Origin of the sequence: Streptomyces sp. NPDC059455 (assembly GCF_042750115.1) — a bacterium.
Taxonomy (GTDB): Bacteria; Actinomycetota; Actinomycetes; order Streptomycetales; family Streptomycetaceae; genus Streptomyces; species Streptomyces endocoffeicus.
The window spans coordinates 1-11,558 of the sequence record NZ_JBHYVB010000286.1 but is presented as its reverse complement, the minus strand read 5'-3'; the positions used below and the strand labels follow the sequence as shown (position 1 = coordinate 11,558).

The window sequence follows — 11,558 nt, the reverse complement described above, 5'->3', positions numbered from 1 at the left end:
ACGACCCCCTCAACATATCTCTATAACACCCCCGCCTCCCCCCCCACCACCACCAGGCCGCACAGGCCCCCCGCCCCCCCCCCCCCGAGGCTCTGCGCGCGCTTCATCTCGTCGTCGGTCAGCGGATCGCGACCGCTGCCGGTCTTGCGCTGCTCTGGCGCGTCTTCCACCACTCCGGGCTGCTGCCGGGCCGCCTGGCCCTGCTCCGCCGAGGAGCTCTGGGGTCCCCCACCCGAGCCCTCCTCGCCGGACGCGCTCCCCGGGAGCGTCACGCCGATCAGGACCGCCGTGGCGGTGATCGCCACGGCCGCGCCGGCCACCACCTTGCCCAGGTGGCGGTGCATCACCTTGCGCACATCCTCCCCCAATCCCCCCTGTCGTCATATCGGACCGCATAGCGGGATACGCGTATGGGTCAGGTCACCCGGTAGGACGAACCGATATGGCCGTAGGTTGCCTCACTTTTGAGGAAGTTCTGTCGAAAGAGCGGATGCCTCCCGCCAGTTGGGAAAGGATGCATGGTCGGTCATGTTCCGTCCGGTGCCCGGGGTGCTCGCGGCCCCCGGAGAAGAAGTGGAAGAGTCGACGTATGCAGGTCTGGCCGGGACAGGCTTATCCCCTTGGCGCCACCTACGACGGCGCCGGAACCAACTTCGCGGTGTTCTCCGAGGCCGCTGTCCGCATCGAGCTGTGCCTCCTGCACGACGACGGCTCGGAGACGGCGGTCGAGCTGCGGGAGTCCGACGCGTTCGTGCGCCACGCCTATCTGCCGGGGATCATGCCGGGGCAGCGCTACGGCTTCCGGGCCCACGGCCCGTACGAACCGGAGCTCGGCCACCGCTGCAATTCCGCCAAGCTGCTGCTGGATCCGTACGCCAAGGCGATCAGCGGGCGGGTCGACTGGGGCGAGGAGGTCTACGGCTACCACTTCGGGCGGCCCGACAAGCGCAATGACCTCGACTCCGCCCCGCACACCATGGCGTCGGTGGTGGTCAATCCATACTTCGACTGGGGCGACGACCGCCCGCCGCGCACCGACTACCACCGCACGGTCATCTACGAGGCGCATGTCAAGGGGCTGACCATGCGCCATCCCCGGCTGCCGGAGGAGCTGCGCGGGACCTACGCGGCGCTCGCCCATCCGGCGATCATCGAACACCTGACCGAGCTGGGCGTCACCACGCTGGAACTGATGCCCGTGCACCAGTTCGTCCACGACCACCGGCTGGCCGACGCGGGGCTGGTCAACTACTGGGGCTACAACACCATCGGCTTCTTCGCCCCGCACAACGCCTATGCCTCCTGGGGCGACCGTGGCCAGCAGGTACTGGAGTTCAAATCGGCCGTCCGGGCGCTGCACCAGGCGGGCATCGAGGTCATCCTGGACGTGGTCTACAACCACACGGCCGAGGGCAACCACCTGGGCCCCACGCTCTCCTTCCGGGGCCTTGACAACGCCTCGTACTACCGGCTGACCGAGGACCGCCGGTACTACATGGACACCACCGGCACCGGGAACTCCCTGCTGATGCGGTCCCCGCACGTGCTCCAGCTGATCATGGACTCGCTGCGCTACTGGGTGACCGAGATGCATGTGGACGGCTTCCGCTTCGATCTGGCGGCGACACTGGCCCGGCAGTTCCACGAGGTGGACCGGCTGTCGTCGTTCTTCGACCTGGTCCAGCAGGATCCGGTGGTGAGCCAGGTGAAGCTGATCGCCGAGCCCTGGGACGTCGGCGAGGGCGGCTATCAGGTCGGCAACTTCCCACCCCTGTGGACCGAATGGAACGGCAAGTTCCGGGACACCGTGCGGGATCTGTGGCGCGGTGAGCCCAGGACGCTGGCCGAGTTCGCCTCCCGGCTGACCGGCTCCTCCGACCTCTACCAGGGCGACGGGCGGCGCCCGCTGGCCTCGGTCAACTTCGTCACCTGCCACGACGGCTTCACCCTGCGCGACCTGGTGAGCTACGACGAGAAGCACAACGAGGCCAACGGCGAGTCCAACCAGGACGGCGAGAGCTACAACCGGTCCTGGAACTGCGGAGTCGAGGGCGAAACCGACGATCCGGCGGTGCGGACGCTGCGCGAGCGCCAGATGCGCAACTTCATCGCCACCCTGATGCTCTCCCAGGGCGTGCCGATGCTCAGCCACGGCGATGAGTTCGGGCGCACCCAGGGCGGCAACAACAACGCGTACTGCCAGGACAACGAGGTGTCCTGGGTGCGCTGGCCGGATCACGCCAAGGGGCAGGACGGCGCATGGGAGGACAGCTCGGCGCTGGAGCTGCTGCGCTTCGCCCGCTCGCTGGTGTGGCTGCGCCGCGACCACCCCGTCTTCCGGCGCCGCCGCTTCTTCCACGGGCGGCCGGTGGAAGGCACCCATGACGAGCTGTCGGACATCGCCTGGTTCACCCATGAGGGAGAGGAGATGACGCCACGCGACTGGCAGGCGGCACACGCCAAGTCCCTCGCGGTCTTCCTCAACGGCAGCGCGATCTCCGAACCGGGGGCACGCGGCGAGCCGATCACCGATGACTCGTTCCTGCTGCTGTTCAACGCCCACCACGAGCCACTGGACTTCGTCGTGCCCATCGACCACGGCAAGCAGTGGCAGCTCATCGTGGACACGGCGGTGGCGGCGGGCGTGGAGCCGGGCAGCGGGTCGAAGGTGGCGGCGGGCGACCGGCTGACCCTGGTGGACCGCAGCCTGATGGTGCTGCAGCGGCCTGCTTGAGGCGGGGCCCGCTCAGACGCCATTTCAGTTGGCGTGATCTTGCGTCAGTCTGGAGTGATGACTGCCGCGCTTGTCGAGCGGATGGCGCCGGAAGACCTGTGGACGTTGTTCCAGCGGGTGGTGCCGCCGGCGCCGGTCCGCCCGCGGGGTGGAGGGCATCGTCGGCGGGGGGGACCGCGAGGTGCTGGCCGCGATCATCTTCGCGGCCACCTCGGGCTGTACCTGGAACCAACCGCCACCAGGCTTCGGCCTGTGTCGGGCGTGGCGGCCTTTCGTCGGTTCACCGAGTGGACCGGGGCCGGGTGTGGGCCAAGCTCCACCGCCTGGTCCTGGACGAACTCGGCGCCCGGGGCGAGCTGGACTGGTCGCGGTGCGCGATCGACTCCGTCAGTGTCCGGGCGCTCAATAGGGGGCATCTGACGGGACCGAATCCGACCGACCGCGGAAAGAAGGGATCGAAAATCCACCTCATCGTCGACCGCCAGGGCCGCCCCTGTCGATCGGCATCTCCGCCGCCAGCCTCCACGACAGCCAGGCCCTCATTTCACTGGTCCGCGGCATCCGGCACCGCCTCGCCCGCAAGGGCATCGAGTCATCCCGACACCTGGGCCGGCACCGCTGGGTCGTGGAACGGACCGTGTCCTGGCTGTCCGGCTGCCGACGCCTGCACCGCCGCTACGAACGCAAGCCGGAACACTTCCTCGCCTTCACCGCCATCGCCGCGACCCTCATATGTCACCGCGGACTGGCCAAGTGACATGACCTCTCAGCACCTCTAGCGCGGTCACAGGTCCTGTGCGGTCGATGTAGCGGTTGATGTAGCGGTTGATGTAGCGGTTGATGTAGCGGTTGATGATCGAAAGCAGCGTCCCCATGAGGATCCCGCGGAGCGGGTCTGCAGACTCCGGCGTTGTCAGGGTGTGTCAGCTTCGCAGGCCGCCAGAGGCGGTGAGGCGCTCTCCGGTGACCCATGCGGCGTCGTCGGAGGCGAAGAAGACCGCCGCCCGCGCCAGATCCTTGGGCTGACCGATACGGCCCAGGGGGGTGCGCCCGATCATGTCCGTCTCGGCGTCACTGCCGATGAAGCCGGCCGCGTGGATGCCTTCCGTCTCCACACCGCCAGGGGCCAGGGTGTTCACTCGGATCCCGCGAGGGCCGAGCTCGGCGGCCAGGACTCGCGTCAAGGCATCGACGGCGCCCTTCGTCGCGGCGTACACCGACATCCCCGGCACCGCGCGGGCGCTGTCCAGCGATCCGATGTTGATGACCGACCCGCCGTCGGACCCGAAGTACTTAAGGGCTTCCTGGATCGTACGGATCGGTCCGGTCACGTTGACGCAAAGCTGACGGTCGATCTCCTGCTGCGTGACGGTCTCCAGCGGCTGTACGTAATAGACACCGGCATTGTTGACGAGGATGTCGAACCGGCCGTACGCGTCTACGGTCCTGGCGAAGAGGCGCTCAACATCCGCAGGCACCGACACGTCGCCCTGCACGGCGATCGCGGTCCCCCCTCGCGCCTGGATGTCCTGCACCACCCGCTCGGCGCCGGCGGCACTGGAGGCGTAGTTGACCACGACCGATGCTCCGGCCGCGGCGAATTCCCGCGCGATGCCCGCCCCGATGCCCTTGGAAGCACCCGTCACGAGCGCGACCTTTCCCGCCAGTCTCGAATCGGCGTTCTTCGGCGATACCCCGTCGCCGCGGCCAACACCTGTCTGATTTTCCATGATTGCCACTCCCGTCCATGTTGGTGAGCGTCCGGGTGACGCGGGCCTCCGGGGCAACTGCCCGGGATCTAGACGATGCGTTGTCGAACAGAACCCGCCGGACGGCCTCGCCGCCACGGGCCCCTCACAGGCACGCCCGTATCGACTCCCGCCCTGATGGCCACCGCTTTCGGCGGCGGCGATCCACCGGACATGCACCACGGTAGGATCCGCGAGACATAGAGACAAATAGTGTCAGCGCATAGTTGAGATTGACATTGCCTATGCCACCGCCGTCCTTGTCGCAGCAGATCGTCGCTCTGGAAAAGCACCTCGGCGTGCAGCTGTTCACTCGGACATCGGGCGGGGTCACAGTGACCATGGCCGGACGCGCCTTCCTCGCCGAGGCAGAGATCGCGACCACCGCGGCCCGCAGAGCCGTCCTGGCTGCCCGTGCCGCCTCCGGGGAACTGGCCTGTGAACTCATCATCGCCGTCCACATGGGCCTGGGAGCACGACAGCTCCCTCTGACACTGGGCCGGCTCCGCCACCGCCACCCGAAACTCCAGGTCATTCTCCACGAGGAGCCCGATCCAACGGATATGGAACGGCCGGCCCGCCAGGGAACGCTCGACATGGTCCTCGTCCACCGCATCCCCACCGGCCGCACATTCGACATCCACCCCCTGGGCGAGGAGACCTACGTCGCCGTTCTGCCCGAGGGACACCCGCTCCTCGCCAGCGACAGGGCCCTGCGCATGGCAGACCTTGCGACACAGGGATGGGTGCGCTTCCGCCGCGCCAGCCTGCTCGACGAATACCTCGCCCGCCTGCTCGCCGACACGAGCATCAGCCCGCCCACTGCCCGCCCGTTCCTGCCCTCCCTGACCGAACCCGTCATCGTCGGTACACGCCGCCACCCAGATTCGGCGGAGGCAGCCGTGCTCGACCACCTCCATCAGCGGAACTGGTGCGGCACCAGCCTCCTCGCCCCGCATACCGCCCTCTGAGCTAAGGGCCTCACTGGTCGTCGGCCGCGCGCTTGTCCCGGAGGGGCCGTAGGCCGCCGGGCAGGTCGGGGAGCTGGAAGAAACGCCTGTTCGGCGCCGGTCCAGGAGAACACCTCCAGCAGCTCCTCGGGCAGGTCCGCCCTCGGTGGCATCGCGTTCACTGCGGCCCGCAACTCCAGCAGGGAGGCCGTTCGGGTTCCGGCTCCGGGACCGCGAAGTGCAGACGGCCGTCGTCCTCGAAGGCGATCCGCGCGTTGTCCGGGACCCGGGCGACGACCTCCCGGTAGGTGCCCTCCAGCAGCGCGGCCGGATGCCCGCCCGCCTCCCTGGGCAGGTTCAGCGAGGCAAGCACGGTCGGCCTTGTCCGCTGCCACGCCTGGCCGGCCAGCAGCCACTCCCAGGGGCTACGACTACCGGCACCTTCGGCGATGGCTTGCTTCCCTTGGCATCCGGCACCGCCTCGCCCGCAAGGGCATCGAGTCGTCCCCGCGTCTGGGCCGGCACCAATGGGTCGTGGAGCGGACTATGTATACGGCCGATACAGCACGCCGTTGTCCGCCAGGACCCGGACGACGGCGACACCATGCCGGACACGGACGCCCCGTCCCGTCTGGAGGTCGAAGTCGATGGTGCTCCCCCTCATCACATTGCGGGCAATCAGTGTCAACTGACGTGGCGGTGGGTGGGAGCCATACGCCTCAAACCCTCATGCAGACGTTCTCCAAAGAATTTCTGGTGGGGCGCTTCGGATGGGTACGTAGGTTCATATGACGGCTGCCCCCGGCACACCCACCGCCACCTATCGCCTCCAGCTCCAGCCCGCCTTCCCCTTCGCGGCGGCGGAGCGAGCGGTGCCGTATCTGGCCTCGCTCGGCGTCTCCCATCTGCATCTGTCCCCCGTGCTGGAGGCGGTGCCCGGCTCCACCCATGGCTATGACGTGGTGGACCACTCCGCCGTCCGGGCCGAGCTGGGCGGTGAGGAGGGGCTGCGCGCACTCGCCCGTACGGCGCGGGCGCACGGCCTCGGGCTGATCGTCGACATCGTGCCGAACCATATGGCCGCCCCCACCCCCGAGCGGCTCAACGCCCAGCTGTGGGAGGTGCTGCGGGAGGGGCCGGAGTCGGCGTACGCGCGGTGGTTCGACATCGACTGGCGGGCCCACGGCGGCAAGGTGCTGCTGCCGGTGCTGGGCGGTCCGCTCGGCGAGGAGTGGGACCGGCTGCGGGTCGAGGACGGGACGCTGCGCTACTACGACCACGCCTTCCCGCTGCGGCCCGGCACCGAGGGGCTGCCGCTCGCCGAGTTGCTGGACGCCCAGTGGTACCGGCTCGGCTGGTGGCGGCTGGCCCGCACCGAGCTCAACTACCGGCGGTTCTTCACCATCTCCGAGCTGATCGCGGTGCGGGTGGAGGACCCGGAGGTGTTCGCCGCGACCCACGCCACACTGCTGGAGCTGGTGCGGGACGGGGTCGTGGACGGGCTGCGGATCGACCATCCGGACGGGCTCGCCGACCCGGAGGGCTATCTGCGGCGGCTGGACCGTGCGGTGCGGGCGGCGACGGGAGACGGGGAGCGCGGGGGCGGGCGGCGGGCCGCGCCAGAGGACGAGGACGGCCGGCGGATCACGCCAGGAGGCGGCGGCCGTTGGACAGCGCCAGAAGGCGACATCGGCCGGTGGACAGCGCCGGAAGGCGGCGGCGCCCGCTGGACCGTCGTGGAGAAGATCCTCGCCCGGGACGAGCCGCTGCCCGCCACCTGGCCGGTCGCCGGGACCACCGGCTATGACGCGCTGCACCACATCGACGGGCTCTTCGTCGACCCGGACGGTCTGGAGAAGCTGACCGCCCTCTACCGCGCCTTCGCCGCTCCCCCGGCCGACGTGGGCGGCGACTGGGCCGCCACGGTCCGCCGCGCCGCCCATGAGGTGGTCACGCATGAGCTGGCCGCCGAGGTGGAACGGCTGACGCGTACCGCCTCCCGGATCTGCGCGGCCGATCTCCGGCTGCGCGACCACGCGCCCTGGGCGCTGCGTACGGCGATTCGCGAGTTGCTGGTGCGGCTGCCGGTCTACCGTCCGTACGCCTCCGTGGGCGGTCCGCCCGCGACGGACGCCGACGCGGTGATGCTGTGCTCGGCGGCGGCGGGCGCCCGGGAGGCGTTCACGGTGGCGCAGGAGGCCCAGGTGGTGGGGGTGGTGCGGGACGCGGCACTGGGCGGGCTCGGGGACGGCCCGGACCACCGCGACTTCTGCGCCCGCTTCGCCCAGACGGCGGCCGCGCTGCGCGCCAAGTCGGTCGAGGACACCGCCTTCTACCGCTACGCCCCGCTGCTGTCGGCCGCCGAGGTGGGTGGCGATCCGGGGCGGCCGGCCGTGGCCCCCGAGGAGTTCCACGCCTTCGCGGCCCGGCGCTTGAGGGACTGGCCCGCCACCGGCACGGTGCTCTCCACGCATGACACCAAGCGCAGCGCGGACGCCCGCGCCCGGCTCGCGGCGCTCACCGAATGCCGGGGCTGGTGGGGGCGGACGGTCGAGGAGTTGACCCGCTCGGTCTCCGCCCCCGATCCCCATCTCGCCTGGACGGCCTGGCAGACGGCGCTCGCGCTGGGCCACGGGGACGCCGAACGGCTGGTCCCGGCCGTACTCAAGGCGGTGCGCGAGGCGGGGCTGCGGACCACCTGGACGGAGCGGAACGCGGCGTACGAGGAGGAGGCGACCGCCTTCCTGGAGGCCGGGCCCTGCGCGGCCGACCCGTCGGTATGGGCCGCGATCGGCGCCGAACTCGACGGACCGGCGCGGGCCAACGCGCTCGGCGCCGCCCTGCTCCAGCTCACCATGCCGGGCGTCCCCGACCTCTATATGGGCACCGAGTGCGTCTATACGGCCCTCGTCGACCCGGACAACCGCCGCCCGCCCGAGCTGGGCGGCGAACCGGCGGACGGCCCGTCGGCCGAAAAGTTGCTGCTCACCCGGGCGGCACTGAACCTGCGCCGGGAGCGTCCGGGGTGGTTCGGCCCCGGGAGTACGTATACGCCGCTGCTCGCCTCCGGTCCGTCCGCCGAGCACTGCGTGGCCTTCTTACGGACAGACAACGGCATGGACGGCACGGACGGCACGGACGGCATGGACGGCACGGACGGCATGGACGGCACACCCGGCGGCGCCGTCACCGTGGTCACCCGGCTGTCGCGGCGGCTGGCGGAGGCGGAGGGCTGGGGCGCCACCCGGCTGCCGCTGCCACCGGGCCGCTGGCGGGACCTGCTGACCGGGCGGACCGCCGAGGGCCCGGCAACGCTGGATGAGCTGCTGTCCCGGCTTCCGGTGGCGCTGCTGGTCCGGATCTGACGGGCCCATCGGAACGGGGCATCCGGGCCCACCGGAACGGCCCGTCCGGCGCTCTCCCTGACGGCCCGCCAGAAAGCCTGCGGCCTTCATGTCCTGAAGCATTTACAGCTGCCCGGGGGCGCGCTACGTTCACCAAGAAATTGGGAGCGCTCCCACACCCGACGGTTCCTGACCCGTTCACGTCGAAGGGAAAGCACGCGCAATGCCTCGACGATCACTTTCACTCGCCTCATCCGCACGCCCACCGGGCGGCTCCCGCGCGCGCAGGTCCGTACTGCTGGTCCTGCTCTCGGTCCTGCCCGCCCTGGGCCTTGTCTTCTTCTCCGGCGGCAGCGCCTCCGCGCATGGCGCACCGATGGCGCCGGGCAGCCGCACCTATCTCTGCTGGAAGTACAGCCTGTCCTCGACCGGTGAGGTCAAGCCGACCAACCCGGCGTGCAAGGCCGCGTACGACAAGAGCGGTGCGACGCCGTTCTACAACTGGTTCGCGGTGCTCCGCTCGGACGGCGCGGGCCGCACCAAGGGGTTCATCCCGGACGGCAAGCTGTGCAGCGGCGCGGCCACCGTCTACGACTTCTCCGGCTTCGACGTGGGCAGCAAGGACTGGCCGGTGACCCATCTGACATCCGGCAAGTCGATGCAGTTCTCGTACAACGCCTGGGCCGCGCACCCGGGGTCGTTCCGCAGCTATGTCACCAAGAGCCCGATCGACCCGACCAAGCCGCTCACCTGGAACGATCTGGAGGACCAGCCGTTCAACACGGTGACGAACCCGCCGCTGTCCGGCCAGGTCGGCACGGTGGACGGCAAGTACACCTGGACGGCCAATCTGCCGTCCGGCAAGAGCGGGCGCCACATCATCTACACCGTGTGGACGCGCTCGGACAGCCAGGAGACCTTCTACAGCTGCTCCGACGTGGTCTTCGACGGCGGCAACGGCGAGGTGACGGTGCCGGGCGCCAGCAGCGGCGGCGGTGGCAGCGACCCCACGGACCCGCCGGGCAACCCGCCGACGGCCTCCTGCGCCGCCACCCAGAAGGTGACCAGCACCTGGAACGGCGGCTACCAGGCCGAGGTGACGGTCTCCAACTCCGGTGCCACGCCCATCTCCTCATGGATGGTCGACTGGACGGTGCCGTCCGGGCAGCGGATCGACAGCGTCTGGAACGGCAAGCTGAGCACCACCGATTCCTCGGCGTCGGTCACCAACGCCGACTGGAACGGTTCACTGGCCACCGGGGCGTCGACGACCTTCGGCTATACGGCCGGCGGCGGCTCTCCTGACACAACGGCCGCGCCGATCTGCATGGTGCACTAGTCTGCGTCTCACACCGGTCCACGCAGGTGCTCCGACCCGCTCATTGATCTGTCAGGTGCACCTCATCCCGCGCGCCGGTCTGCCGCTCCTTCCCCCTCGCGGGCGGCAGACCGGCCCCGCCCGGAAAATATCGCGTGGACACCGAGACATCGGCGCCCATAGAGTGCGGGCACGCCCTTGATCGAGGAAGGAGGCGAGAGCAATGGACATCACGACGTTTCCGCGCTCCCGCCCCCTGTCCCCCGGGCGTAACCCCGTCTGATCACACATCGTTCGATCAGGCATCCGACCGGGAGCGCACCACTCTCCTGGAAGGAATTCCATGACCGATCTGGTCATCCGTCCCCTCACCGAGGGCGACGCCCATCTGTTCCACGACCTGCACGTGCCCGCGCTCGTCGGCCGGGGCACCCTCGGCCACACCTACGCCACCGTCGGCCAGGGCGGCGAATACCGCCCCGACTGGACCTGGGTGGCGCTGCGCGAGGGGCGGGTCGTGGCCCGCGCCGCGTGGTGGGCCGGGCCGGAGGACTCCGCGCCCGTCGCCCTGGACTGGTTCGACTTCGCCGAGGGCGAGGCCGACGCCGCCGCCGAACTGCTGCGCACCGCACCGCTGCGCACCGAGTACACCCTGCTGGCCCCGCCCGGCTGGCGCGATCAGCCCGAGGTGCGGGCCGCCGCCCAGGCCCGTATCGACGCCGCCGTGGCGGGCGGGCTCAAGCCCCTGGTCGAGCGCTACCGCTATGAGTGGACGCCGGAGTGCGGACTGCCCGCCCGCCCGGGGCGGCTGGAGTTCCGGCCGGCGCCCGATGACGCGGCGATCGAGGACGTACTGCGCCGCATCATGCCGGGCACGCTCGACGCCCACGACCGCCATGCCATCGAACGAGGAGGGGTCGAGGCCGCGGTGCGGGAGCTCCTGGACTTCCTCTCCTGGTGCCCGTCGCCGCGCGAGTGGTGGCGGCTGGCCTGGACGCCCGAGGGCGAGCTGGTCGGCATCCAGGTGCCCGCGCACAATCCCAACGGCCCGTGCGTGGGCTACATAGGGGTCGTCGCCGAGCAGCGCGGCCACGGCTACGCGTACGACCTGCTCGTGGAGTGCACCCACGATCTGGTGGAACGGGGGGCCACGAAGATCGCGGCGGCGACGGACCAGCCCAACCTCCCCATGGCCGCGCACTTCGCCAGGGCGGGGTATCCCATCACCCAGGAGCGCATCGACCTCGTCTGACCGATCTCCCTGCCGCTGACCGATGTCCCCGCGGCTGACCGATGTCGCCCTGCTGCGCCGCCGGCGCCGCGTCCCGCAGCATGGTCGAGGACCGTAGCGAGGTCTAGGACCGTAGCCAGGTCGAGGTGAGGAGACGCCAGTGCTGTTCGAGGTGTGGGCGCCGCACGCCGAGCGGGTCGGGCTCCATGTGGACGGGCGGGACCGTCCCATGG

The 11,558-nt window shown here is 70.2% G+C and carries 7 protein-coding genes and 3 pseudogenes; 7 read left to right on the top strand and 3 right to left on the bottom strand.

Features of this window, described 5'->3' with window-relative positions; genetic code table 11:
* Window positions 1-20 precede the first annotated feature (20 nt).
* On the bottom strand, window positions 21-356 hold the full coding sequence (locus ACFXB5_RS49165; RefSeq protein ID WP_385221432.1) for a hypothetical protein: 336 nt from the start codon (window positions 354-356) through the stop codon (window positions 21-23).
* Window positions 357-589: 233 nt separating this feature from the next.
* On the opposite strand from ACFXB5_RS49165, the gene glgX reads away from it, so the two are divergent.
* Complete coding sequence (gene glgX, locus ACFXB5_RS49160) at window positions 590-2,734, top strand: glycogen debranching protein GlgX (RefSeq protein WP_385221430.1); 2,145 nt, start codon at window positions 590-592, stop codon at window positions 2,732-2,734.
* 57 nt (window positions 2,735-2,791) lie between these two features.
* Window positions 2,792-3,491 (top strand): annotated as a pseudogene (locus tag ACFXB5_RS49155) (IS5 family transposase).
* Between the two features lie 166 nt (window positions 3,492-3,657).
* Here ACFXB5_RS49155 and ACFXB5_RS49150 read toward each other — a convergent pair.
* Complete coding sequence (locus tag ACFXB5_RS49150; RefSeq protein ID WP_385221435.1) at window positions 3,658-4,464, bottom strand: SDR family NAD(P)-dependent oxidoreductase; 807 nt, start codon at window positions 4,462-4,464, stop codon at window positions 3,658-3,660.
* 263 nt (window positions 4,465-4,727) lie between these two features.
* Here ACFXB5_RS49150 and ACFXB5_RS49145 point away from each other — a divergent pair, with 263 nt between their 5' ends.
* Window positions 4,728-5,453, top strand: coding sequence for a LysR family transcriptional regulator (locus tag ACFXB5_RS49145; protein WP_385221427.1), 726 nt, complete (start codon window positions 4,728-4,730; stop codon window positions 5,451-5,453).
* Between the two features lie 80 nt (window positions 5,454-5,533).
* Here ACFXB5_RS49145 and ACFXB5_RS49140 read toward each other — a convergent pair.
* Window positions 5,534-5,850 (bottom strand): annotated as a pseudogene (locus tag ACFXB5_RS49140) (Tn3 family transposase); the annotation flags it as partial.
* Between the two features lie 2 nt (window positions 5,851-5,852).
* On the opposite strand from ACFXB5_RS49140, the pseudogene ACFXB5_RS49135 reads away from it, so the two are divergent.
* The 4 genes and pseudogenes from ACFXB5_RS49135 to ACFXB5_RS49120 all read left to right on the top strand — a co-directional run.
* Window positions 5,853-6,038: pseudogene (locus ACFXB5_RS49135) on the top strand (IS5/IS1182 family transposase); the annotation flags it as partial.
* Between the two features lie 182 nt (window positions 6,039-6,220).
* Window positions 6,221-8,797, top strand: a complete 2,577-nt coding sequence (gene treY / locus ACFXB5_RS49130; protein ID WP_385221424.1) for a malto-oligosyltrehalose synthase — start codon at window positions 6,221-6,223, stop codon at window positions 8,795-8,797.
* A 202-nt stretch (window positions 8,798-8,999) separates the two neighbouring features.
* A complete protein-coding gene (locus tag ACFXB5_RS49125) occupies window positions 9,000-10,115 on the top strand; it encodes a lytic polysaccharide monooxygenase (protein WP_385221421.1) in 1,116 nt (371 codons plus the stop codon).
* Window positions 10,116-10,437: 322 nt separating this feature from the next.
* A complete protein-coding gene (locus tag ACFXB5_RS49120) occupies window positions 10,438-11,346 on the top strand; it encodes a GNAT family N-acetyltransferase (RefSeq protein WP_385221418.1) in 909 nt (302 codons plus the stop codon).
* The last annotated feature ends 212 nt before the right edge of the window (window positions 11,347-11,558 follow it).